24 protein-coding genes and 1 tRNA gene are annotated in these 25,937 nt (G+C 35.9%); 12 read left to right on the top strand and 13 right to left on the bottom strand.

Features of this window, described 5'->3' with window-relative positions:
* The first annotated feature begins 203 nt into the window (after positions 1-203).
* The 9 genes from rpsB (at position 204) to DFQ08_RS00365 (ending at position 11,189) form a co-directional block, all read left to right on the top strand.
* Entirely contained in the window at positions 204-980 is a 777-nt protein-coding gene (gene rpsB, locus DFQ08_RS00325) for a 30S ribosomal protein S2 (protein WP_114307814.1), read from the top strand.
* Positions 981-1,064: 84 nt separating this feature from the next.
* Positions 1,065-2,039 carry a translation elongation factor Ts gene (tsf, locus tag DFQ08_RS00330; RefSeq protein WP_114307815.1) on the top strand — a complete coding sequence of 325 codons (975 nt, stop codon included), beginning with the start codon at positions 1,065-1,067 and terminating at the stop codon, positions 2,037-2,039.
* Positions 2,040-2,316: 277 nt separating this feature from the next.
* Positions 2,317-3,024, top strand: a complete 708-nt coding sequence (pyrH, locus tag DFQ08_RS00335) for a UMP kinase (RefSeq protein ID WP_114307816.1) — start codon at positions 2,317-2,319, stop codon at positions 3,022-3,024.
* A gap of 42 nt (positions 3,025-3,066) precedes the next feature.
* Positions 3,067-3,621 carry a ribosome recycling factor gene (gene frr / locus DFQ08_RS00340; protein WP_114307817.1) on the top strand — a complete coding sequence of 185 codons (555 nt, stop codon included), beginning with the start codon at positions 3,067-3,069 and terminating at the stop codon, positions 3,619-3,621.
* A gap of 80 nt (positions 3,622-3,701) precedes the next feature.
* The gene (locus DFQ08_RS00345) at positions 3,702-4,976 is read left to right on the top strand and encodes a DUF5686 family protein (protein WP_114307818.1); all 1,275 of its coding nucleotides are present in this window, start codon (positions 3,702-3,704) and stop codon (positions 4,974-4,976) included.
* A 165-nt stretch (positions 4,977-5,141) separates the two neighbouring features.
* Positions 5,142-7,556 carry an efflux RND transporter permease subunit gene (locus tag DFQ08_RS00350; protein WP_114307819.1) on the top strand — a complete coding sequence of 805 codons (2,415 nt, stop codon included), beginning with the start codon at positions 5,142-5,144 and terminating at the stop codon, positions 7,554-7,556.
* A gap of 31 nt (positions 7,557-7,587) precedes the next feature.
* Positions 7,588-9,021, top strand: a complete 1,434-nt coding sequence (gene asnS, locus DFQ08_RS00355; protein WP_114307820.1) for an asparagine--tRNA ligase — start codon at positions 7,588-7,590, stop codon at positions 9,019-9,021.
* Positions 9,022-9,100: 79 nt separating this feature from the next.
* Positions 9,101-10,570 carry an RNA polymerase factor sigma-54 gene (gene rpoN, locus DFQ08_RS00360; protein WP_114307821.1) on the top strand — a complete coding sequence of 490 codons (1,470 nt, stop codon included), beginning with the start codon at positions 9,101-9,103 and terminating at the stop codon, positions 10,568-10,570.
* Between the two features lie 10 nt (positions 10,571-10,580).
* Complete coding sequence (locus tag DFQ08_RS00365) at positions 10,581-11,189, top strand: hypothetical protein (RefSeq protein WP_114307822.1); 609 nt, start codon at positions 10,581-10,583, stop codon at positions 11,187-11,189.
* Here the strand turns inward: DFQ08_RS00365 and DFQ08_RS00370 are convergent.
* The 9 genes from DFQ08_RS00370 to DFQ08_RS00410 all read right to left on the bottom strand — a co-directional run bounded on the left by DFQ08_RS00370 (position 11,184) and on the right by DFQ08_RS00410 (position 17,758).
* Positions 11,184-11,882 (bottom strand): porin family protein, encoded by a 699-nt coding sequence (locus DFQ08_RS00370; RefSeq protein ID WP_114307823.1) that lies wholly within the window; start codon positions 11,880-11,882, stop codon positions 11,184-11,186. The genes DFQ08_RS00365 and DFQ08_RS00370 overlap by 6 nt on opposite strands.
* Before the next feature lie 94 nt (positions 11,883-11,976).
* Positions 11,977-12,441, bottom strand: coding sequence for an ExbD/TolR family protein (locus DFQ08_RS00375; RefSeq protein ID WP_114307824.1), 465 nt, complete (start codon positions 12,439-12,441; stop codon positions 11,977-11,979).
* Positions 12,442-12,453: 12 nt separating this feature from the next.
* Positions 12,454-13,089 carry an ExbD/TolR family protein gene (locus tag DFQ08_RS00380; RefSeq protein WP_114307825.1) on the bottom strand — a complete coding sequence of 212 codons (636 nt, stop codon included), beginning with the start codon at positions 13,087-13,089 and terminating at the stop codon, positions 12,454-12,456.
* Between the two features lie 8 nt (positions 13,090-13,097).
* A complete protein-coding gene (locus DFQ08_RS00385; RefSeq protein WP_114307826.1) occupies positions 13,098-13,535 on the bottom strand; it encodes a hypothetical protein in 438 nt (145 codons plus the stop codon).
* A gap of 9 nt (positions 13,536-13,544) precedes the next feature.
* Positions 13,545-14,309 (bottom strand): MotA/TolQ/ExbB proton channel family protein, encoded by a 765-nt coding sequence (locus DFQ08_RS00390; protein WP_114307827.1) that lies wholly within the window; start codon positions 14,307-14,309, stop codon positions 13,545-13,547.
* Positions 14,310-14,382: 73 nt separating this feature from the next.
* Positions 14,383-14,470, bottom strand: a tRNA-Ser gene (locus tag DFQ08_RS00395).
* Positions 14,471-14,544: 74 nt separating this feature from the next.
* Positions 14,545-15,573, bottom strand: coding sequence for an asparaginase (locus tag DFQ08_RS00400; protein ID WP_114307828.1), 1,029 nt, complete (start codon positions 15,571-15,573; stop codon positions 14,545-14,547).
* A 1-nt stretch (position 15,574) separates the two neighbouring features.
* Entirely contained in the window at positions 15,575-16,342 is a 768-nt protein-coding gene (locus DFQ08_RS00405) for a TatD family hydrolase (protein ID WP_114307829.1), read from the bottom strand.
* Between the two features lie 120 nt (positions 16,343-16,462).
* Positions 16,463-17,758 (bottom strand): hypothetical protein, encoded by a 1,296-nt coding sequence (locus DFQ08_RS00410; RefSeq protein ID WP_114307830.1) that lies wholly within the window; start codon positions 17,756-17,758, stop codon positions 16,463-16,465.
* Between the two features lie 287 nt (positions 17,759-18,045).
* On the opposite strand from DFQ08_RS00410, the gene DFQ08_RS00415 reads away from it, so the two are divergent.
* Both DFQ08_RS00415 and DFQ08_RS00420 read left to right on the top strand, forming a co-directional pair.
* Positions 18,046-18,486 carry a retropepsin-like aspartic protease gene (locus DFQ08_RS00415; protein ID WP_114307831.1) on the top strand — a complete coding sequence of 147 codons (441 nt, stop codon included), beginning with the start codon at positions 18,046-18,048 and terminating at the stop codon, positions 18,484-18,486.
* A 152-nt stretch (positions 18,487-18,638) separates the two neighbouring features.
* Complete coding sequence (locus DFQ08_RS00420) at positions 18,639-19,268, top strand: response regulator (RefSeq protein WP_114307832.1); 630 nt, start codon at positions 18,639-18,641, stop codon at positions 19,266-19,268.
* Positions 19,269-19,806: 538 nt separating this feature from the next.
* Here the strand turns inward: DFQ08_RS00420 and odhB are convergent.
* Positions 19,807-21,021, bottom strand: coding sequence for a 2-oxoglutarate dehydrogenase complex dihydrolipoyllysine-residue succinyltransferase (gene odhB, locus DFQ08_RS00425; RefSeq protein WP_114307833.1), 1,215 nt, complete (start codon positions 21,019-21,021; stop codon positions 19,807-19,809).
* Positions 21,022-21,099: 78 nt separating this feature from the next.
* Positions 21,100-23,859, bottom strand: a complete 2,760-nt coding sequence (locus tag DFQ08_RS00430; RefSeq protein WP_114307834.1) for a 2-oxoglutarate dehydrogenase E1 component — start codon at positions 23,857-23,859, stop codon at positions 21,100-21,102.
* A gap of 123 nt (positions 23,860-23,982) precedes the next feature.
* On the opposite strand from DFQ08_RS00430, the gene DFQ08_RS00435 reads away from it, so the two are divergent.
* Positions 23,983-24,519, top strand: a complete 537-nt coding sequence (locus DFQ08_RS00435) for an alpha-ketoglutarate decarboxylase (protein WP_114307835.1) — start codon at positions 23,983-23,985, stop codon at positions 24,517-24,519.
* Here the strand turns inward: DFQ08_RS00435 and DFQ08_RS00440 are convergent.
* Both DFQ08_RS00440 and DFQ08_RS00445 read right to left on the bottom strand, forming a co-directional pair.
* Positions 24,516-24,977 carry a pyridoxamine 5'-phosphate oxidase family protein gene (locus tag DFQ08_RS00440; RefSeq protein WP_114307836.1) on the bottom strand — a complete coding sequence of 154 codons (462 nt, stop codon included), beginning with the start codon at positions 24,975-24,977 and terminating at the stop codon, positions 24,516-24,518. The genes DFQ08_RS00435 and DFQ08_RS00440 overlap by 4 nt on opposite strands.
* 21 nt (positions 24,978-24,998) lie before the next feature.
* The gene (locus DFQ08_RS00445) at positions 24,999-25,823 is read right to left on the bottom strand and encodes a universal stress protein (RefSeq protein WP_114307837.1); all 825 of its coding nucleotides are present in this window, start codon (positions 25,821-25,823) and stop codon (positions 24,999-25,001) included.
* Between the last annotated feature and the right edge of the window lie 114 nt (positions 25,824-25,937).

The raw sequence follows: 25,937 nt of genomic DNA on the forward strand, positions 1-25,937 counted from the left end.
TTCAGAACTTGATATTTCAGGTTCTGAATTATTTTATTTTATTGAATTTAAGACGGTCTTGAATGCTGTTCAAGATCTTTTAATAGTTCCCAAAATAATTTTGGGACATAAGTTTAGCATCTAAATGAAGCCAACGGATTATAGGTTAACCCTAAAATCTCACTGGAACATTGCTAATTTAACAGAACGTAAACGATTACAAAATGGAAAAAGTAGAAGTAAAAGAATTACTTGAAGCAGGTGTACACTTCGGTCACCTTACACGTAAGTGGAACCCAAACATGGCCCCTTACATCTATATGGAGCGTAATGGTATCCATATTATCAACCTTTACAAAACAGCAGCAAAAATTGAAGAGACTTCTGAAGCTTTAGCTAAAATAGCAGCTTCTGGAAAGAAAATCTTATTCGTTGCAACTAAAAAACAAGCTAAAGACATCGTTGCTGAAAAAGCAGGTGCCGTAAACCAACCGTACATTACTGAACGTTGGCCTGGTGGAATGTTAACAAACTTCGTAACTATTAGAAAAGCGGTTAAGAAAATGGCCTCTATTGATAGAATGAAGAAAGATGGAACATTCAACTCTTTATCTAAAAAAGAACGTTTACAAGTAAATCGTTTACGTGCAAAATTAGAAAAGAACTTAGGTTCAATTTCTGATATGACACGTTTACCAGGTGCTTTATTTGTTGTAGATATTATGCGTGAGCATATTGCAATTAAAGAAGCTCAAAAATTAAACATTCCAATCTTCGCTATGGTAGATACAAACTCTGACCCACGTGAAGTTGATTATTTAATTCCTGCAAATGACGATGCTTCTAAATCTATTGACAAAGTTTTATCTATCGTAACTTCTGCTGTAGCAGACGGTTTAAACGAAAGAAAAGCTGAGCGTGCTGACAAAGACGCAAAATCTCAAAAAGGTGAAGCAAAAAAAGCGCCTAAAGCGGCCGTTGCTGATCAAGAAGAAGAATAAATAACATTTAGAATATATTCAAAAGTCGTTTAATTCTTTTCTTGCAAAGAAAAATAATTAATCGACTTTTTTAATTTAGAAACTATGGAAAATACTGTAAAAGTTACTGCAGCAGAAGTAAACAAGCTTAGACAAGCAACTGGTGCTGGTATGATGGATTGTAAAAAAGCTTTAGTTGAAGCTGGTGGAGATTTTGATAAAGCCATTGAAGTTTTACGTAAGAAAGGACAGAAAGTTGCAGAAAAAAGAGCCGATAGAGATTCTTCTGAAGGTGCTGCAATCGCAAAAATTAATGCAGATAACACTTCTGGTGTTGCTATTGTATTAGGTTGTGAAACTGACTTTGTTGGTAAAAACGAAAACTTCGTAGCCTTAGCAAATGACTTAGCTGATATCGCTTTAAACCATGACACAAAAGAAGCTTTCTTAGCAGCTGACTTTGGTGGCATGACAGTGGCTGAAAAATTAGTAGAGCAAACAGGTGTTATTGGTGAGAAATTAGACATCACTGCATTTGAAAAATTAGAAGCTCCTTACGTTGGACAATATGTTCACATTAATAAAATTGCAGCTTTAGTAGGATTATCTTCTAAAGTAGATAACGCTGAAACTTTAGTTAAAGACGTTGCTATGCAAGTTGCTTCTATGGGTGCTACATCATTATCTTACAAAGATTTTGATCCTGCTTATGTGGCTTCTGAAACTGAAGCGCGTATCGCAGTAATCGAAAAAGATAACATAGAATTAGGACGTTTAGGTAAAACTTTAAAGAATGTACCAAGTTACATCTCTATGGCACAATTAACGCCAGAAGTTATCGCTGAAGCTGAAGAAGCTGCGAAAGCAGAATTAAAAGCTGAAGGGAAACCAGAACAAATCTGGGACCGTATTTTACCTGGTAAAATGGAGCGTTTTATTTCTGATAACACAACTTTAGATCAAGAACAATGTTTATTAGATCAGAAGTTTATCAAAGATGAAAAGAAAACTGTTGCAGATTACGTTGCTTCTTACGGAGACGTTGCTGTAACTGGATTTAAACGTGCTACAGTAGGATAATTAATCTACCTTTAGTACCGAAATCACATATTAAAAACCACTATTCTTTAAGGAATAGTGGTTTTTTTTGTACCACCTATAAACATTGAACTTCAAGCAAAACGCTTCAAAACTTTTTAGATAAAATCTGCTTTTGTCTTTTTTTTCACTTTTACGGATGCTAATAATTACGTAGCTTTGCTCAACTTTTAAAAGGTATAGAAAAATAGGTTCTAAAACAGTCTTATTTCAATATACACCTTACTTAGCGCCAATTAAAAGCAATAGACACGATCTAATGAAATATAAAAGAGTACTACTTAAATTATCTGGTGAAGCCTTAATGGGAGATCGCCAATACGGAATTGACCCAGAGCGTTTATCAGAATATGCCAAGGACATTAAAGAAATCACAGCATTAGGTGTGGAAGTTGCAATCGTAATCGGAGGAGGCAATATTTTTAGAGGTGTTGCTGGAGCCATGCATGGTATGGACCGCGTACAAGGGGACCATATGGGAATGTTGGCAACCGTAATTAATGGTTTAGCCTTACAAAATGCCTTGGAAGATGCCGATATTAAAACGCGTTTACAAACTGCAATAAAAATTAATGAGGTTGCTGAACCGTTTATAAGACGTAAAGCACTAAGTCATCTTAAAAAAGGACGTGTTGTTATTTTTGGTGGTGGAACCGGAAACCCTTATTTCACCACAGATTCTGCGGCCGTTTTAAGAGCCATTGAAATTGAAGCCGATGTTATTTTAAAAGGTACCCGTGTGGATGGGATTTATACCGCGGACCCAGAAAAGGATTTAAACGCTGTAAAGTTTGATCATATTACCTTTGATGACGTGTTACGCAAAGGCCTAAAAGTTATGGATACCACAGCTTTTACCTTAAGTCAAGAAAACAAATTGCCTATTATTGTTTTTGATATGAATAAAAAAGGAAACCTTCTTAAAGTGGTTTCCGGAGAGAACATAGGGACTACAGTAAATCTATAATTTGGCATAAATTTTAATCAGATATCATTAAGATTTTAAACTATGAACGAAGACATTACATTTATAATTGACAGCACAAAGGAGGCTATGGATGCCGCCTTAAAACACTTAGAAAAACAATTTGTTAACATTAGAGCTGGTAAAGCTAGCCCTGCCATGTTAGGAAGTGTTATGGTAGATTACTACGGGTCTCAAACTCCGTTAAGTCAAGTGGCTAATGTGAATACTCCAGATGGAAGAACTATTACCGTTCAACCCTGGGAAAAGAACATGTTACAAGAAATAGAACGTGGTATTATGATTGCCAATTTAGGGTTTAACCCAATGAATAATGGAGATCTTATTATCATTAACGTACCCCCATTAACAGAGGAGCGTCGTAAAGACTTAGCAAAGCAAGCGAAAGCAGAAGCGGAAGATGCTAAGATTGGAATTAGAAATGCTCGTAAGGATGCCAACCACGAGATTAAAGATTCGGACACTTCTGAAGATTTACAAAAAAATGCAGAAATCGATGTTCAGAAATTAACAGATACTTACGTTAAAAAAATTGACGCCCTTCTAGAGGTCAAAGAAAAAGAGATTATGACCGTGTAAACGTCATCTTAAATCCACATACTGTATCCCAAACCCTGTGGTTTGGGATATTTTTTACTAAATAAATTTAAATATTCAAAATGCTAAAGCATCTGTTTGTCGTTTTATTACTAACGCTTGCCACTTACAGTCATGCCCAACAGCAGCCTACCCCACAATCAAAAAAAGCAGAAAGAGACTCGATAAAACGTACCGAGTTTATTAAACAAATTGGTAATGGTTATTTGCCATTTAATTACTTTAATATTGATCTGCGTTACCTTATTAAATTTAATCAATATGAAGGCTTACGAAGTGGACTAGGCGGGATCACCAATGATGCGTTTTCAGAAAAGTACCGCATAAATGGCTATGCCGTTTATGGCTTTAAAGACAAAGCCATAAAATATAAAATTGGCGGCGGTTTTAGAATTGATGAAACCACAGACACTTGGATTAACCTCGCTTATATTGACGACTTACAAGAAACCGGAAGCTCTAAATTTTTAACCGATAAGCGTTTTTTTACATTTTTTGAACCACGTTTATTAAATATTGATTTGTTCCATAGACATATTACCAAGTCTATAGCCATTCATCATAAACTCTCTAACCACCTTCTTACTGAAACACAGGTGGCCACTTCTAAAATAAACCCCACCTATAATTATAGCTATCTCCTAAATGGAGAAAGCTATAACAATTTCAACCTCACTACAGCGCAGATGAGTTTGCAATGGAGTCCTTTTAGTACCTATAAATTTATTAATGATAACCTTAAAGAAACCAAAGATGGCTATCCAAAATTTACGCTTCAAGTCACGCAGGCCTTTAAATCTATTTTAGGAAGTGATTTTAATTTTTCTAAACTCGATTTTAGAACTCTACAACAATTCAACCATAAAAATAATGCTAAAACTAGCATTACCTTAGTGGCCGGTATTGCAGGTGGTAACGCACCATTAACGCACCTCTACCACGCCTACCCTAACAATATTACTAAAGAAGCCATTATGCAACGGTTTTCTGTGGCGGGATTAAATAGTTTTGAAACCATGTATTTTAATGAGTTTTTTAGTGATAAGTTTTCAACATTACAACTCAAACACGCCTTTAGTCCATTTAAGATTTCTAGCCGTTTCAAACCGCAATTGGTTCTTATTTCTCGTTATGCAGTTGGCGATATGAACAGTATTGATAAACATCAAGGTATTGACTTTAAAACCTTAGATAAGCTTTACTCCGAATCGGGCTTTGAAATTAACAAGCTACTCTTTGGCTTCGGGCTTAGTTTTGCCTACCGCTATGGAGGCTACCACCTCCCAAATTTAGAAGATAATATTGCCTTTAAATTTACCTTTAACATTTCCTTATAAAGGAAATTATATTCCTGTTAATTAAGTTACAATTCCTTAGGTTTTTTCTACCTTTGCCGCTCATTTCTCTCAAGGGAAGTGATTTATGAATGGGAACCATTTCATTAAAAAAATCGTTATTTCAACCCGTATCTTAAGAGCTGGCTCTGAGAAATATATTAATGCATGTTTAAAATTTTAACCACAGGATTTTGGGAAGCTATTGCAAGACTTATTCTTCGTAATAAAATTATAATACTCATTGCCATTGTTTTGGCCACGGTCTTTTTCAGTTCGCAATGGAAATACATGCAGTTTTCATCTACAGAGGCTAATTTATTGCCCGATGATCACGAAACCAACCTTGTTTATAACGACTTTTTAGAAATTTTTGGAGAGGAAGGAAATCTTGTGGTCCTAGGAGTTAAAGACTCTACCATCTTCACGGTAAAACAATTGAATGCTTGGAATAACCTGGCGGATTCCTTTAAAGGCTATGATGAAGTCGATGCGGTTTTATCCATTAAAGATCTTCAAAAATTAGTTAAAAACACGGAGAAAGAACGCTTCGATTTAAAACCGTTTATTAAAGACTCCATTGCCAATAAGCAACAAATTTTAGCCCTAGAAAAGGAGCTTTTTGAGCAGTATCCTTTTTACGATAATTTCTTATTTAATGCCGAGACTAAAACCATAAGAACGGCCATCTATCTTAAAAAAGATATTATTAATACTCCGGCAAGGAAAGTATTTATTCTTAATGTCCTTCAAGAAAAAATTGATGCTTTTGAAGCCCAATCGGGTCTCGATGTTAGAGTGTCTGGAATGCCGTACATCCGTACCCTAAACTCTAAAAGTATTATAGACGAAATTCCTGTTTTTATTGGTGGTGCGCTTTTTGTTACCTCTCTAATCTTCTTTTTATTCTTTAGGTCTTTTAGAGCCACCTTTATTTCTTTAATTGTGGTCTGTGTTGGGGTAATGTGGACCTTTGGTATTCTAGGCATGTTAGGTTATGAGATTACTGTACTTACGGCTTTAATTCCGCCCTTAATTATTGTTATTGGAATTCCGAATTGTGTTTTCTTAATTAATAAATACCAACAAGAAGTTAAATCGCATGGTAATAAAGTAAAATCCTTACAGCGTGTTATTACTAAAGTAGGGAATGCGACTTTAATGACCAATGTTACCACGGCTTCTGGTTTTGGTACATTTATATTAACAGAAAGTACCTTATTAAAAGAATTTGGTATTGTTGCCTCCTTAAGTATTTTGGCGATTTTCATGTTGTGCTTGCTAATCATTCCTATCATGTACACGTTCTTACCTTTTCCTAAAGAACGTCATTTAGAGCACTTAAATAAGCGTTGGATTGGCGCTTTTGTACATTGGATGGAGTCTATGGTGAAGAACAAAAAAATCAGCATCTACATCACCACCCTTATTTTAATTATCACAGGAATTATTGGGGTCTATCAAATTAAAATTTCAGGAAGTCTTATTGAAGACATGCCGCAAGACACCGATTTTTTTAGCGATATCCGATTTTTCGAATCTGAGTTTAATGGAATTATGCCCTTAGAGATCATGATTGATACTAAGCGTAAAAAAGGCGTGATGAAATTATCAACCTTAAAGCGTATGGATGAATTGGAAGATCTCATTATTGAAATTCCAGAATTATCACGTCCTATTTCTGTTGTGAGTTTGGTAAAATACAGTAAACAGGCCTACTATAACGGAAATCCTAAATATTACCAATTACCGACCAGTCAAGAAAACAGCTTTATTCTGTCTTACGCTAAAAACTCTACTTCCAACACGGATATGTTAAGTGATTTTGTAGATCGTACAGGGCAATATGCTCGTATCACGACGTTTATGAAAGATATTGGTACGGATAAGATGGAGCGTATTCAAGAGGATCTTCAAAATAAAATTGATAAATTATTTCCAGAGGAACGTTACGAAGTGACCATCACCGGAAAGGCTTTAGTCTTTTTAAAAGGGACCAAATACTTGGTTAAAAACTTATTGATTTCATTGACCTTAGCCATTGTTCTTATTGCCTTATTTATGGCTTACCTTTTCCGTTCGTTTAAGATGATAGTGGTCTCGCTAATTCCTAATCTACTCCCGTTATTAATTACGGCCGGTATTATGGGCTTTATAGGTGTACCAATTAAGCCATCAACTATTTTAGTCTTTAGTATTGCTTTTGGGATTTCGGTAGATGATACCATTCACTTTTTAGCCAAATACAGACAAGAATTACAAGCCAATAACTGGAAAATTAGAAAATCAGTTTACGGGGCTCTGAGAGAAACTGGGGTGAGTATGATTTATACCTCTATCGTTTTATTCTTCGGGTTTTCAGTATTTACCATCTCTAGTTTTGGCGGAACCGTAGCTTTAGGAGCGTTAGTTTCTATAACATTGTTATTTGCTATGCTCTCTAACTTATTATTATTACCATCGTTATTACTATCTTTAGAACGAAATATTGCAAATAAGGAAGTCTTGAAAAAACCGTCGATAAATATTATTCCTCCAGAGGGTGACGACGAAGCTTCTAGCGATAACAAAAAGCACGATTAAATTAAATTTTAGCATTCAAAATAATAAAAAAATGACTTCAAAAACTGTAGCTGAACTACTATCTCAAGAGGTAACTTTACAAGAAGTGACCATTAAAGGTTGGGTGAGAACTTTTAGAGCCAAGCGATTTATCGCTTTAAATGATGGGTCTACCATAAACAATATCCAATGTGTCGTTGATTTTGAAAATTTTGACGAGGCTACTTTAAAACGTATCACCACAGGCGCTGCCATCCATGTTACAGGAGATTTGGTAGAAAGCCAAGGGAAAGGACAATCCGTAGAGATTGTTGTAAAAACATTAGAGATTTTAGGTGATTCTGATCCTGAAACCTACCCTATTCAACCTAAAAAACACTCTTTTGAGTTTTTAAGAGAGAACGCACACTTACGTACAAGAACAAACACTTTTAGTGCTGTAATGCGTTTACGTTCTTCATTGTCTTTTGCTGTTCACAAATATTTTAATGAGAATGGTTTTAACTATATGCATACACCAATTATTACCGGAAGTGATGCTGAAGGTGCAGGTGAAATGTTTAAAGTGACCAACTTAGATGCAAAAAATCCACCGTTAAATGAGGACGGTTTTGTAAATTATAAGGAAGATTTCTTCGGAAAGGAAACCAATTTAACCGTATCTGGACAATTAGAAGCTGAGACGTATGCCATGTCTTTAGGTAAAGTCTACACGTTTGGCCCGACCTTTAGAGCAGAAAACTCGAACACCTCACGTCACTTAGCTGAATTCTGGATGATAGAACCAGAAGTTGCTTTTATGGATTTGGCCGGTAATATGGACTTAGCAGAAGATTTTATGAAATCGGTTTTAAGCTATGTTTTAGAGCACAATAAGGAAGATTTAGAGTTCTTAGATAAGCGTTTAGCAGATGAAGATAAGACCAAGCCACAAGCCGAGCGCAGTGCTATGGGCTTAGTTGAAAAAATTAAATTTGTTGTCGATAACAACTTTAAACGTGTAAGCTATACAGAAGCGATTGATATTCTTAAAAGCTCGAAACCTAATAAAAAGAAGAAATTCAACTATATTATTGAAGAATGGGGTGCTGATTTACAATCTGAACACGAGCGTTTCTTAGTTGAGAAGCACTTTAAATGTCCGGTAATTTTATTTGATTACCCTGCAAATATTAAAGCGTTTTACATGCGTTTAAACGAAGATGGTAAAACGGTAAGAGCCATGGATATTTTATTCCCTGGCATTGGTGAAATGGTCGGCGGATCGCAACGTGAAGAACGTTTAGACGTTTTAAAAGAAAAAATGAAAGCCTTAGATATTGACGAGGAAGAATTATGGTGGTATCTAGACCTCCGTAAATACGGTTCTGCGGTCCACTCTGGCTTTGGTTTAGGATTTGAGCGTTTAGTGATGTTTGCTACCGGAATGAGTAATATTAGAGATGTTATTCCTTTCCCTAGAACGCCACAAAATGCGGAATTTTAATGGATATATCATATAACCTGATGGGATTTTAGAATCCTATCAGGTTTTTTTCATTACTTTTATAAGCAACAGAAATTTTATGTCTCTTAAGCAGTTTTTACAATTTAAACTCTCACAAAAGCTCTCGCCACAGCAGATTCAACTGATGAAGTTGATACAACTGCCTACGCAAGCTTTTGAGCAACGTTTAAAACAAGAATTAGAAGAAAACCCAGCCTTAGATACGGGCAAAGAATCGGAAGCTTTAGAAGATAATTTTGACGAGTTTGATAACTCTGATACTGAATACGAAGAGGACAGCGACAATATTGATGCAGAAGATATTAATATTGACGAATATCTCAGCGATGATGAAGTCCCAGAATACCGTACACAAGCTAATAATTACAGTGCGGATGATGAGGAAAAAACCATGCCTTATGCTGCAGGAACCTCGTTTACTCAGCATCTTATTAACCAACTCAACACCTTTCGTTTAACCGAAAACCAAGAGGAAATTGCTTATTTCTTAGTGGGTAGTGTAGATGAGAGTGGTTACATTCGTCGTTCTTTAGCCGACATTACAGACGATTTAGCTTTTACCCAAAACATTTATACTACAGAAGAAGAGGTAGAAGAGGTTTTAAAAGTGGTACATCAGTTAGATCCGGCCGGGGTAGGCGCAAGAAATCTGCAAGAGTGCCTAAGCATACAATTACATAGAAAAGAGCAAAGTCCGGATGTGGCCTTAGCCACCACTATCATTGATAAAGGTTTTGAACAATTTACTAAGAAGCATTATAAAAAATTAATGCAGAAGTTCAATATCACTGAAGAACAACTTAAGGAGGCTATTGAAGAAATAGAGCGTTTAAACCCAAAACCAGGAGGCTCTTACGCCGGGAACAACAAGATGGTAGAACATATTGTACCCGATTTTGCCATTAAAATTGTAGATGGTGAATTAGAACTGACGCTCAATGGTAGAAACGCACCAGAATTACACGTTTCTAGAGAATATAACAACATGCTTAAAGGGTATAAGGCTACAAAAGAAAAGTCTAAAGCCCAAAAGGATGCCGTAATGTTTATTAAGCAAAAACTAGATGCTGCTAAATGGTTTATTGAAGCGGTAAGGCAACGCCAGCAAACTTTGTTTGTAACCATGAGCTCCATTATGCATTACCAAAAAGAATATTTCTTAACCGGTGACGAGCGCAATTTACGTCCGATGATTTTAAAGGATATTGCCGACGAAATTGATATGGACGTTTCTACCATATCACGTGTGGCTAATAGCAAATATGTAGACACCCCATATGGTACCAAATTGATTAAAGAATTCTTTTCAGAATCTATGACCAATGACCAAGGTGAAGAAGTTTCTACACGAGAAATTAAGAAAATATTAGAAACGGTTATCGAGGAAGAAAGTAAAAAGAAGCCTTTAACTGATGAAGCCCTTTCAAAGATTTTAAAAGAAAAAGGATACCCTATTGCAAGACGAACGGTTGCCAAATATAGAGAACAACTCGACATTCCTGTAGCAAGACTGAGAAAAGAACTCTAAGAACACTCCGATGAAAAATTTTATTTTAAAGGGAGTATCGTTTGTATTTCATCCGTTAATCATGCCACTGTTGGGAGTGTTATTTTACTTTTCTAAAACGCCGAGATATATTCCAACGGCGGTTATGAAAGCTAAAATATTCTCTATTGTTATTTTAACTATCATTCTCCCGATCCTCTTATTTTTCTTACTTAAAACGATTAATAAGGTTCAGAGTATCTATTTAAAAAGTACCCAAGAGCGTTTAATACCGCTTTTCATCAATTGTATTATTCTTGCTTTAATTTTAATTAGAGTCCTTACCCCTAATGAGATTATAGAGCTATATTATTTCTTTTTAGGGATACTATTTTCAACCTTGATCTGCTTTATTTTAGCCGTGTTTAAATTTAAAGCGAGTATCCATATGATTGCCGCATCCGGCTTCTTTATGTTTGCCGTTGGCCTTAGTTTACATTATCATATTAACATTAACGGAACCATAGCGCTCATGATGATTATTATGGGGGCCATAGCAACCTCTAGACTGCATTTAAAAGCGCACACCAACAAAGAACTCATTATTGGTGTTTTAACGGGCTTAGGGCCGCAATTTTTACTCTTAAATTATTGGTTATAGAATATAGAACATCAATCCTAATTTGATGGCTTTTGTATCTAAAGCGTTACCATTAAATGTCGATTCCTTATCAAAAATGGTATTCAAACCATAGTACATATGAAAATTCCAAGTGCCATAGCCAGCGCTTAAGGTTAAGCCATATTGTAGAGGTTCAAAACGATCGCTATTACTAATTTTAACGTCCCCTAAATCGCTTTTAAACTTAGCGATACTCTGTACGAGGTAACCAACTTTAAAACCGGTATAAATACGCCAAAAGTTGTAATCTGTAGCGGTAGAGGTTCGCCAACGGATCTCAAAAGGAACTTCAATAAGATAGGTTTCAAATTTATTTTTAGACACGTTATAGTCATCTTCATCAATAGCTGTAAAAACAACCTCATTATCGACCTCTTGAATTAAAATATTTTTCTGATTATAACTATTTCCAGAAATTCCCAAACCAATACCTATAGCCACGTTACGGCGTTTATTAATCGGCATATCTCTGATAACGCCAAAATGGAATCCCGCAGAAAACCCGTTTTGAGAAATTCCTGAAGGTTTATCATTAAGTAAGTCATAGGTTACAGATGCATAAAACTGATCTTCTCTATAATCCTTATAACGTTCTGTTAAATCGGTATTACCATTCTGAGAAAACCCCATAACACCTATAAACCCAAGTAAAAGTAAAACATGCCTTTTCATGTTGATAAAGCTACAAAATCTTTAAAAGTAAATAAACAAAAAAACGTCCTGATTGCTCAGGACGTTTTCTATATAAAATTAAGAAATTTTACATTTATTGTGGCGCTTTTGTATTTGCAATGTACATTACTTTTAATGCATTTGCTTTACGTAGCTCTTGTTTAATATCGGATACCAAACCTGCATTTGTCTCTTTGTCTACTTTAAGACCGATAACAACTTTACTTTGCAGTTCTTCATTCATTTCGCTGATCCCTTGGTACACTGAAGACTGAACATCTTCAACGGTAATAAAAGCATCATTAAACTGAATTCTTGGCTCTTCACCAAATTGCTTATACTGACTACTTGGTTTCCCTGCATAAATAAAGATTGTTCTATCTTTCTTAAGCTTTTCAACCTGATCTGCACTAGGCAATCTGTTTTCAATCATTAGCGAACTGTCTCTCATTACAGTAGCAACCATAAAAAAGAAAAGCAACATAAATACAATATCTGGAAGTGATGCCGTTGAAATCGCTGGCAATTCACCTTTCTCCTTTTTTCTAAATTTAGACATACTTATTTGTTTTTAACTTTTATCTGGTTCTGCTTCAGACAATTTCATTGGGAAAAGTTTCTTAATGGTCTCAATACGCTCATTAAGGACTTCATCCTTACTAAATTGATTCTTCTCTTTCTCTTCTAACATTGCAGCGTAAACATTGTCTGCATTAGGATAATACTTCTTGTATAATCTTTCTGCCTCACGTTCTCTTAAGAAGTTGTAGGCTGCGACCAATTCATTCTGTACATCCATGTACTTCTCGTAAGAAGTCTCTCTGTCATGCTTCATTGAGATAATTGCTTTATCGGGGTGATCAGAAGACTCTTCTAATCGTTTCCCTTTACAATAATCACAAGATTCACCTGCTGGGTTAGTACCACCACCATTATCTAAAAAGTCAATTGCTGCTTGTCTTAATTCACTAATAGGCATTTCCTCTTCTTCTACTAAGAGTTGGTTATTCCTGTTAATGTTTACAGTAAATAGATTTTTTTGTCTAATGATAGGAGGCTCTACTTGAGTATCGTCAATAGGTGGCAAACTTCTTAATAATCCTTTATCCTTTTCAATAGTAGTTGTTACTAAGAAAAATATAAGTAATAAGAAGGCAATGTCAGCCATTGATCCTGCATTTACTTCGGGTGCTGCTCTTTTTGCCATACTATTAATTATTTACTTATTACTTTTTTAACACCTGAGAAAGTCATTGTAACAGCCGCAATTGCTAATAGAATATAAAATGCTATTAAACCTGCGCCTACCATATGAGACTCTCCTTCTGTAGCCATTACGTCTCCGTTTTTATAACCCATTGGGTCACCACCAGAAACGACATAAGAAATAATTAATACTACTGCAAAAGCACCAATACCAATTAAAGTACTCTTAAGAGAACCTGTGTTTGTAAATAGATTTTTTAAAACAAAAACTACTACAAATAGCACAGCTAATCCTAATATAACGTAAGCAGTGTAAGCCATAGGCTCAAACAACCCTGCTTTTTCGCCTGTCTCCATAGCTTCATCACCAGCAGCCAAAACTCTTATTAGAGAAATGATACCGAACAAGCTAAGAACAGCGACTAATATTTTTAATATTTTGTGCATAATTAATTTTTATTTTTTGTGTCTTACTAATAAATCCATCAATGTGATAGATGCATCTTCCATATCATTTACAATACTATCAATCTTAGCGATGATGTAATTATAAAAGATCTGAAGAATAATCGCTACGATAAGACCAAATACAGTTGTTAAAAGTGCTACTTTAATACCACCTGCTACTAAAGAAGGTTGCATATCACCTGCAGCTTCAATTTTATCGAAGGCTTGAATCATACCGATTACCGTACCCATGAAACCAAGCATTGGTGCCAAAGCGATAAATAAAGAAATCCAAGACACATTCTTTTCTAATTGACCCATTTGTACTCCACCGTAAGCGACAACAGCTTTTTCAGCAGCATCGATACCTTCATCGGTTCTGTCTAAACCTTGATAGAAAATAGAAGCAACAGGTCCTTTTGTATTTCTACAAACTTCCTTAGCAGCCTCAACACCACCTGAATTAAGGGCATCTTCTACATTTTGGGTTAATTTCTTTGTGTTTGTTGTGGAAAGGTTTAAGAAGATAATTCTCTCAATAGCAATCGCTAATCCAAGAATTAAACATAGTAGTACAATACCCATAAAGCCTGGACCACCTTCAATAAAACGCTTTTTTAATTCTTGATGGAAACTTACATCCTCAGAAGCAGGCTCTTCTTGAGCTAAAGTTGTTACAGTTGCTGTTGTAGTTGCCAATGTTGTTGCATTCGCATTAACAGTTCCGATCGCCATTAAACATGTTATGGCAAGGATAGAAAATAATCTTTTCATTGTCTAAATCTTAATTTTATTAGTTAAAGTGTTAAAGATAAAAAAAAATATGCAATTACAACCTAAATATCAGCAGAGAGGAAGGGATTCGAACCCTCGATACCCTTTTGGAGTATACACACTTTCCAGGCGTGCGCCTTCGACCACTCGGCCACCTCTCTCTAAATTTATTTCAAAATTACATTGTGCCAAATAACGAAAAAATCTTCAAACACTAAAATTTATACTGTTATTTTTAGGACATTTCTCCGCGTAATGACGTTTCAAAAATAGTTTTAAATTCTTTATGATTTACATTTTCTCCTAAAAGATACATCAATTTTGTAACGGCTGCTTCCGTAGTGATGTCTCTTCCAGATATTACGCCCAATAATTTAAGATCGGAGCTGGTTTCATACTGTCCCATATTCACACTTCCACCAGCACATTGGGTCACATTCACAATGTGTAGTCCGTTTCTTATCGCATTTGCAATTAGCGTTAAAAACCAAGGTTCGGTCGTGGCATTTCCGGAGCCATAAGTTTCAAGAACAAGCCCTTTAATGAGCTTGCTTGTAAGAATAGCCTCGCAAATAGGTTGCGAGATTCCTGGAAAGAGTTTTAAGACTCCAATTCTGGTGTCCATTGCCGTTCTTAAAACCAGTTTACTATTAGGTTTCGGTCGCCATAAGGAGTCTGTATTTACCTTTAAATGCACGCCCGATTCTGCTAAATTGGGGTAGTTAAACGATTCAAAAGCTTCAAAATGTTCGGCGTTTAATTTTATGGTGCGGTTACCACGGTATAATTTGTATTCAAAATACAATCCGACTTCTCGAATTACAGGTTTCCCTTCTATTTGAAGAGACGCCATTTGAATAGAGGTAATCAGATTTTCTTTGGCATCGGTTCTTAAGTCGCCAATAGGCAATTGCGACCCGGTTAAAATTACAGGCTTGGCTAGATTTTCTAACATAAAACTTAAGGCTGATGCCGTGTAGCTCATGGTATCGCTGCCGTGCAAGACTACAAATCCGTCAAAATCTGAATAATGCGTTCCTATTATTGTGGCGATATCGGCCCAATATTTAGGATGCATATTAGAGGAATCTATAGGCTCTTCAAAAGAAATGGTTTCTATACTACAATCTAAGAGTCTTAGTTCGGGAATTTTTACCAGCAAACTATTAAAATCGAACGCTTTTAAAAACCCGGTATCAACATCTTTGATCATACCAATGGTTCCCCCAGTATATATTAATAAAATATGCGGTTGTTTTCCCATTTTAGATTCCGAATACGGCTTTTGAATTTTCTGTAGTTACTTTAGCGATCTCTTCTACAGAGACGTCATAAAGTTCTGATAATTTCTCTGCCACTTTATAGATGTAGGCACTCTCATTTCGTTTTCCACGGTAGGGTTTTGGTGCTAAATACGGCGCATCTGTCTCTAAAACAATATATTGAAGGTCAATTTGATTTATAAACTGATCGATCTTCCCATTCTTAAAGGTCACCACACCACCAATACCAAGTTTCATTTGATACGATATAGCTTGCTGTGCTTGCGCTAAAGTACCGGTAAAACAATGGAAAATTCCGAATAAATCATCCGACTTTTCCTCCTCTAACACCTGAAAAACTTCATCGAAAGCCGCTCTACAGTGAATTACAATCGGTAACTTGTACTGTTTTGCCCATTGTATTTGTTGTCTAAAGGCTTCAATCTGAATTTCTAAAGTAGACTGATCCCAATACAAATCAATTCCTATTTCTCCGATGGCCACAAACGAACGTGTTGCCAATTGAGTTTCTACATGACGGAGCTCTTCTTTATAATTCTCCTTAACAGAAGTGGGGTGTAAACCGGCCATTAAAAAGACATGTTCAGGAAAATCAGCTTCGAGTTGCAGCATAGATGCGGTATGTGAAGCATCGATGGCAGGAATAAAAAATCGAGACACGCCAGCCTCTAAAGCTCTTTGCATCATCGCAGCGCGATCTTCATTAAAAGCATCGCTATATAAGTGGGTATGGGTATCGGTAATTATCATGCTGCAAAAATAAAAAAGTCAACGTGGATAGGCCTACTTTCATAAGAGTATTTGCTCCATTATCCTTTGGTCTGTCAAACCTATATACACCTCCTCACCTACACCGCATTGCAACTTGTTTTATTCTAAACGCTTGAGCAATTGCTGCGCCTTCATATAGGTATTTGCGTCTTGAGGTATACTTTGTAAAACGTCAATGCAAGCCGCAATATTATCTTGCTTTAAATGGCTTAAGGCTAAAATCCACTTTGCCTTAGCCCTATATGCCGAACTGCCCTCTATAATTTTTAAAAGTAAATGATTAGCCTCTTCAAACTGGTTGGTTTCTACCAAGGCTATACTTTTATACATTTGAATCTCTAAATTGGCAAAATCGGCCTCTAGGATTTCATTAAACGCCTCCAAAGCTCCCGCATAGTCTTGCGTATTAAAACGTTCTTCTGCTAATTTGGTGGTGATATCATCCGGACTTCGCTGCATTAAACTAATGCTTTTAAAATCGTTATAATCTTCATAGCTAGGATTTGCAAAAATAGAGAACACCAGCACGACACCTATTAAAAAAACAACCACCACAACAGCAATTGTTAAGGTTTTAGATTTTTTTGATGGTTTGGGTTGAAGCGCTTCAGCCTCTAAAGCATTAAAATATTGATTAGAAATAACATCGAGGTTGGCCTTAAAGTCTCCAATTTCTTGTTCGTGTTTTAGACCATCTTCCAAATAAGCTTGAAGGCTGCTATAGATTTGAAAGGCTTCTTTAAGATTGCCATCGCCATTTAACTCGGCTTCAAAATTCAAACGGACATCCGAGGACATGGTTTTGGCTTGGTACTTTTGAAACATATCGAAACCCTCCGTATTTAACTTCACATGGTTACTCGCGTCTGACTGCTGCAAAACCAAAGTGGTCCATTCTGCTAAACAAGTGGTTTTGTTATTCTCTTCCGCTGAGGGATTCTTCAATAAAGAAAGGTCTTCTTCAGAAGTTAGCAACACGTCTTTACATGCGTTAGACAATTGCTGAAAACCGGTTTCATACCTACGGTTTTCATTTTCGTGAGCGATGGTTTTAGAAACCCACATTTCTACTACGGCTTCTGAAGGAGCTAACGCATTAAGATCAACTTGCCGGTTTGTATCGCGCCGCTGTAATTCTAACCCCCAACGGTGTTGACAAAGGGATAAAAAGTAGGTGCCAAATGCACAAGGAAGCACAACATTATGCTGCCTAAAATAATGGTAGATGACAATGACCGTTTCTTGAATGATATCTTGAGCATCGTAAACATCACCGTGCTGTTGCTTAATAAAGTTAATGACGCTTGGTGCCCACTGCTTATAAATAGCGTGAACAATCGCGGTATCGTTAGCAACTAATCTATTACAATAATTTTGATCCTTATGGTTTTGCATTTAGGCATGTATTTATAAACGAATTTAAAACATTTTCATGTAACACTAGGTCATAAACCCTAAGCTTCATTGAAGTAAAATAAGAAATACATTATAGCTTCATTGGTGAATTTAAAACATTACAATTTAAAAAGAATAATGCCCACTTGATTCTTAAAAAGCGAAACCTTTACTGATTCAATCAAATGGCAGATTTATATGGCTCTATTTTACACATTTCGTCATTATTCATCCTAACGGCTTGATAATTGCATTAGCAATTATTCGATAAAAACGATATAAACCACATGGAAACGCTAAAAGATTTTCTCTTAACCAAAGGGTATTCTAAAATAAAATTAAAATACACCAAAACCAATCACTTTGAAATTAAAGCCACTGTCAATGGCGTAAAAGGCCGCTTTATTTTAGATACTGGAGCCTCTAATAGTTGTGTAGGTTTTGAAGCCATAGAACGTTTTAACCTTAAAGTGAAGGATTCTGAAATTAAAGCCGTGGGCGCAGGTGCTTCTGACATGATGACACAGATTTCTACCTCTAATGCCATTAAAGTGGGGAAATGGAAAAAGAAACGCGTCTCCCTGATCCTCTTTAATCTGTCTCATGTGAATAACGGTCTTATTAGCCATGATGCAGATCCGGTAGACGGGATTTTAGGCGCTGATATTTTAAAGAAAGGGAAAGCCGTGATTGATTATGAGAAAAAGTACTTGTATTTAAAATTGTAATGGAAATAACAGCGTTGCCCTCCTTGGCAAAACAACCTTTCAATTATTCTAACCTCAACTAAACCTTTTTTTCAAAGGAAACAATTGTAAGAAATTCCATATACCATAGATTATTTTTATCTTTAGAATCTATTTCTTGAATTAATAGCAATATGAATCCTACTATTATAATTGCCGATGATCATCCATTGGTCTTAAAAGGCCTGCATGACTTTTTAATTGAAAAAGAATTTAATGTTATCGCTAGTGCAAAAAATGGCAAGGAAGCCTTAGCCTTGCTTAAAGCCCATAAACCAGATATTGCTATTTTAGATATAAAAATGCCTTTTTACACAGGTTTAGAGATTGCTGAACAATGTAAATCTGAAGAAATCCCCACCAAAATTGTTTTAATAACATTTGAAAAGGACGAACAAACCTACAACAATGCCAAAGCTTTAGGGATTTACGGATATGTCTTAAAAGAGTTTGCCTTAGTTGAAATTGAAAATTGCATCCTCTCTATCCTAGATAACAAGCCGTATTTTAGTCCGGAGTTGCTCAACTTTCTAGAACTTCAAGAGCTTCCTAAATATTTTGATACGCTTACCAATCATGAAAAGGGCATCGTAAAACTTATTTCGGAAAATAAAACTGGAGTGGAGATTGCAGATCACCTAAACATATCTCCTAGAACTGTAGAAAAACACAAGAGTAATATTATTAAGAAACTTAATTTAGAACCTAAACAAAACAGTTTATTGATTTGGGCCAAAGAACACTCTAAATTTTTAACATCTTAACACGACCTCTACCTTAGAAAATACGTAAAGTTACGTATAGTATGCCATTTTATTTTTTATGACCTTTACTCTATGTTACAAATGTAGGGGTTGTAGCATGAATTTTGTTATTAGTTAATTCTAAAACAATTGGATTAATTAATTCTTAGGGATTATTATGGGCCTCGAACATCCGTTCGAGGCCTTTTTTTGATTTAACCTTTAAAAATTTACGTAAAGTTACGTATTGCACTGTAAACTAATTATTTGCAATTTTACATCAGCTATTAATTCTAACTTAGGTTAAATCCTAAAAAAGCTCTGGATAGCATTATTTATTCAGAGCTTTTTAAAACGTATTAAGACTATGGAAACAATGAAAAATCATTCAACAACAAAAAGGGACAGAGTATTTATCATCTTGTTAATTGTGAGTTCAGTCATAGTAATCTCAGCAAATCTAGCTGTTAATTTTTATAGTTCATAAACATTTTAATAAGGGGAAAAAAAAGCGCCATCTCTAAGGAGATGGCGCTTTTGATATATCTATAAGTACGGCTTATAATTCTAAAGCCTTAGTTATATTATTATCCATTAATAATTCTTGTGGATTTTCTAATGCTTCTTTTACCGCAACTAGGAATCCAACAGATTCTTTACCATCAATAATTCTATGGTCATAAGATAATGCCACATACATCATTGGGTGAATTTCAACTTTACCATCTACAGCGATAGGACGCTCTATAATGTTGTGCATTCCTAAAATACCACTCTGAGGAGGGTTAATAATAGGTGTAGACAACATACTTCCAAAGACACCACCGTTAGTAATTGTAAAGGTACCACCAGTCATTTCATCCACAGTAATTTGTCCGTCTCTAGCTCTAAGTGCTAAACGTTTTACTTCAGACTCAACACCTCTAAACGATAGGTTTTCTGCATTTCTAATTACAGGAACCATTAAACCTTTAGGTCCTGAGACAGCAATACTGATGTCTACAAAATCATAGGTTAACATCTCCTTACCATCAATCATAGAATTTACAGCAGGATACATTTTTAATGCTCTTACAACCGCTAAAGAAAAGAAACTCATAAACCCTAAGCTTACACCGTGCTTGGCCTTGAATTCTTCTTTGTATTGCTTACGTAATTCAAAAATAGGCGTCATATTAACCTCATTAAAGGTGGTTAACATAGCCGTCGTATTTTTAGCTTCCACTAAACGTTCTGCAACTTTACGACGTAACATAGACATTTTACTATGCGTCGTTCCTCTATTTCCTCCGGTTGGTGTTCCCATGGAAGGCACAGCTTTTACAGCATCTTCTTTAGTTACTCTCCCATCTTTACCGGTACCAGAAACAGCACTTGCATCCATACCTTTTTCAGCTAAAACTTTCTTTGCAGCCGGACTTGCAGTCCCCGTCGCATAGGTTTTAGATTCTGAAGCTGCTGGTTTTGGCGCTTCTGCTTTAGGCGCTTCTTCCTTAGTTTCTGTAGTCGCTGACGCTTCTCCACCTTCTGGCTTTTCGGCACTTGTATCAATTAAACAAACTACCGCACCAACGGCAACCGCATCACCTTCTTCAGCTTTAAGTGTAATTGTTCCACTCACTTCCGCTGGCAACTCTAATGTTGCTTTGTCACTGTCTACCTCAGCAATGGCCTGATCTTTTTCTACATAATCTCCATCTTGCACTAACCACTCTGCAATTTCCACCTCAGTAATTGACTCGCCTGGTGAAGGCACTTTCATTTCTAAAATCATATTGTAATATTTATAACCTATGGTTTTAAGTTGTTCTTGTTTGACGGTATCTTCTCTAAAGAAAAGATCCTTAATTTATTATCGCTGATTATTTTTAGTTTTATCAAAAACAAAATCAATCACTTCTTTGTGTCTTATTTTTGAACGTACAGAACTACCTGCAGCAGGAGCCCCATAAGGTCTTCTACTTGCCACTCTAAAGTTCTTAGACTCTTCGAAGTTCATTAACATATGTGCATAAGCTCCCATGTTTCTTGGTTCTTCTTGAGCCCAAACAATATCATCTGCATTCTTGTACTTCTCCAATACCGCTCTCATATCTTGAGTTGGTAGTGGGAATAACTGTTCTATTCTAACTAAAGCAACATCATCTCTTTCAAGTTTTTCTTGCTCTTCTAATAAATCGTAATAAAATTTACCCGTTACAAACACTAAAGTTTTTATCTGCTCTACATTTGCTCTAGCATCATCAATTAACATCTGGAAACTACCGTTAGCAAATTCGTCTACCGTAGACACCACTTTTGGATGACGTAATAAACTTTTTGGTGTAAAAACGATTAATGGTTTTCTATAAGCCGCTTTTACTTGTCGTCTTAATAAGTGGAACATGTTGGCTGGCGTTGTACAATCTGCAATAAACATATTGTCCTTTGCACAAAGCTGTAAATAACGCTCCATACGACCCGATGAATGTTCTGCACCTTGACCTTCATAACCATGAGGCAATAGCATAACCAATCCATTCTGTAATTTCCATTTATCTTCAGCCGCAGAAATATATTGGTCTAACATAATCTGTGCTCCATTACTGAAATCTCCAAACTGTGCTTCCCAAATGGTTAAGGTTTTAGGACTTGCCATAGCATAACCATAATCAAAACCTACAACACCATATTCTGATAATAAGGAATTATAAATATAGAATTTACCTTGGTCATCACTTAGGTTATTCTGAAGTACAATTTCTTCTTCACTGTCTTCCACTTTAACAACGGCATGACGGTGCGAGAAGGTTCCACGTTCTACATCTTGTCCAGAAATACGAACATCGCTACCTTCTAATAATATAGAACCGTAAGCTAAATGCTCTGCCATAGCCCAATCTAATCGATCTTCATCAAACATCGCTTGTCTCGACTCGATTAAACGTTGAATTTTTCTAATGAATTTCTTGTCTTTAGGAAGATTTGAAATGGTCTTAGTAATTTTCTTAAGCGCTTCTATAGGGTAAGTTGTATCTACCGGCTTCATCATTTTATCTTCTTCAACAGAAGTAAAATCTACCCATTCATTTTGCATAAATGGTGTAATCTCTGTCTTTTCGACCTTACGAGAATCAACCAGCTTTTCTTCAAGCTTATCTTTATATTCTTTTTCTATTTTAGAAACAAAACCTTTATCAATAACGCCTTCAGACATTAAGCGCTCCGCATAAATATCTCTTGGATTTTTATGTTTCGCAATTGCTTTATAAAGTAAGGGTTGTGTAAACTTAGGCTCGTCACCTTCATTATGCCCGTATTTTCTATACCCTAACATATCGATAAAGACATCCCGCTTAAATTTCATTCTGAAATGCAGCGCAAATAATGTGGCATGTACTACGGCTTCTACATCATCCGCATTGACGTGTAATACAGGAGATAAGGTCACCTTACCAACATCTGTACAATACGTACTAGAACGTGCATCTAAATAATTGGTGGTAAACCCAATTTGGTTATTTACCACAATATGTATAGTTCCTCCTGTTTTATAACCATCTAATTGTGCCATTTGCACTAGCTCATAAACTAAGCCTTGTCCTGCTATAGCAGCATCACCATGTACAATAATAGGTAATACTTGCGATGGATTATCAGGATATTTATCATCTTGTTTAGCTCTGGCTATACCTTCTACGACTGCACCAACCGTTTCTAAATGTGAAGGGTTAGGAGCAATATTCAGGTTAATTCTTTTACCAGAATCGGTAACACGATCACTCGTCCAACCTAAGTGGTATTTTACATCCCCATCAAAAATAGCTTGCTCATAATCTTTACCATCAAATTCGCTAAAGATATCTTTGGCTGATTTTCCGAAGATGTTTGTTAATGTACTTAAACGCCCTCTGTGCGCCATACCCATAACGAATTCTTTTACATCGTAACCTGAAGCTTGCTCAATTAAAGCGTCTAAAGCAGGTATTAAGGCCTCACCTCCCTCTAAAGAGAATCGTTTTTGACCGACATATTTAGTATGTAAAAAGTTTTCGAAAGAAACCGCTTCATTAAGCTTTCTAAGAATAGTTTTCTTTTGATCTGGAGAAAACTGTGGGTTGTTATCGTTGACATTAAGCTTTTGCTGAATCCATTTAATTTCTTCAGGCTTTCTTATGTACATATATTCCACACCGATAGAATCGCAATACACTTTTTCTAAATGATCTATAATCATCTGTAAGGTTGCCGAAGATCCTAAACCTAAAACTTCACCTGCAGAGAACACTGTTTGTAAATCGCTCTGAGATAAGCCAAAGTTTTCAACTTCTAAGGTAGGGGCATATTTTCGTCTAGCACGTACTGGATTTGTTTTGGTAAACAAATGGCCTCGACTTCTATAGCCTTCGATAAGTTTTAAAACTTGGAATTCTTTTTGAATTTGTTCTGGTATTTGCGTAGAAACACCTTCAATAATTTCACCCTCTACACCATAATTTTCGGATCCAAAGTCGTAACCTTGAAAAAAGGCCCGCCAGCTTGGCTCTACAGAATCTGGGTTTTTGAGGTATTGGTCATATAAATCAGCAAAATATGCTGTATGTGCCGCGTTGAGAAAGGAATATTTATCCATTTTACTTTTTGAGACGTTGTCGTTTCAACATAATTTAGTCAAAAATACAACTTTTAACAAATATAGATAAGGATTTATTATATTTATAACATATTGATTTGAACTTCTAAAAACAGACCCAACGTGAAACCTCATTTTACCTTTAAAATACTTATTGCGAGCCTTCTTTACTTTTTGTTTACAAACCTCTCTTTTGCGCAAAACTCGAAATCTTACCCCAGTGATTTTTGGAGTCATATGGAATATGGTGGCGGGATAGGACTTAATTTTAGTGATGGTTATTTTAGCGCCTTTGTAGCCCCAAACGCCTTGTATCGTTTTAATCCTTATGTGGCGACAGGAATTGGTTTAAACTACTCATACAGCAGCCAAAAAGACATTTATAAATCGACTGTTTTGGGTGGAAGCCTTATCGCTTTAGTTAATCCTATTAAGGAGATACAGCTTTCTGCGGAATTTGAGCAATTACACGTCAGTCGTAATTACGACAATCGATATGTAGGAAATGCGGATGAAGACTATTGGTATCCGGCCTTATTTTTAGGAGCAGGTTACAGCAGTGGCAATGTGACCATTGGAATTAGATACGATGTCCTTTACGACAAAGATAAAAGTATTTACACGGAAGCTTGGATGCCTTTTGTACGCTTTAGGTTTTAAGAAGTGCCTTCATATTGTCTCATTTTCCCTGTAAATTCTTCAATATGAATTACAAATATAACGGCAACCTCATCCTTATTTATTTTAGCGGAGAACTCACTGATATAATCGAGATCGCGCCTCTCGGTGCGCATCACCACCTCTTTTACGCCAAGTGAAAATTCGTGCAGTAATGCTTTGGCATCGCAGCCATCGAGTTCCTCATAAACCCCATGAGCGACCACCGACCTCCAGCTATTGATGTTTTTTATTTCTGCGACCTCCAAGGCTACTTTTCCGTGCAACCGTAAGGCATTAATCTTATGCCCTTCATTAGAGTAACATATAATACGGTTATTCTTATAAAAGTAAGTAATAGGTACAATAAACGGTTCATTATGATAAATGTATGCTAAATGACCTACGTAATGTTGACTTAATAGCAACATGCAGTCTTCTTGTTGTAATGATTTTATCATAATATTTCGGTTTAAATTATACTATTGGCTATGTAATACTAGCAAGGGTAGGTTCATTCTCGATTTTATTTCTTTATTGGGTGAGGCACTAAATAGACGTTCTACAAAGGATTTATCTTGGGCAACATATGTGGTTATATCTATAGGATGAGTTTCCAAGTACTTAGCCACAGCCTTATCAACGTCATCGGCCTCAACCCTTTGGTAACGCGCCCCTAAATAGGCTAAATTATCCAGGTCATTAACCACCACAGTGGTATCTACTATATTTTTAACCAAACGCAGCACATGCAATTTCAGCTTAAATCGTGTTATAAACGCAATAATGATATCCATTAAATATTGGTCTAAAAGCGTTGTTGGATTTAAAACCACCAAAAACTCATGAGGCAACTTAAAACGATAGCCACTAGGTACAACTAAAGTTTTACAACTTACTTTTTCAATGACATTAATGGTGTTGCTCCCCATAAGTACTTCTTTTACATTAGAAGCACCATTACTCCCCATCACAATATAGTCTAGAGAAAATTTACGTACGGCCTGCTTAATCGCATCGGTAAATACATCATAGTCAATCACGGTTTTAAACTCGTAATGTTCATGAGCGTAATCTTTTATTAATGTTGCTTTTAAAGACTTTAATTTCGCTTTTGGTTTTTCAGCAATGGCTTCATACACACTATCTTTAGAATTCTCCAATAAATCATCAGAAATATAGCTTTCAACCTTATGCACATACATTAAATAAAAGGTACAAGGGTTGCCACTAAAAAACTGCAAAGCATACAAAATAGCATTGGTTGCATTCTTAGAAAAATCCGTAAGTAATAGTATCTTTTTCATAACTTTAAGACTTGTCACTAAAGCTAATAGAACCTTCTCAAAAAAACTATGACAAGAATCAGTTCCATTAAAAAGAGACAAAAAAGCGACTTATCTTAGCCACTTCTATACCAG

Source organism: Winogradskyella arenosi (assembly GCF_003337305.1).
GTDB lineage: Bacteria > Bacteroidota > Bacteroidia > Flavobacteriales > Flavobacteriaceae > Winogradskyella > Winogradskyella arenosi.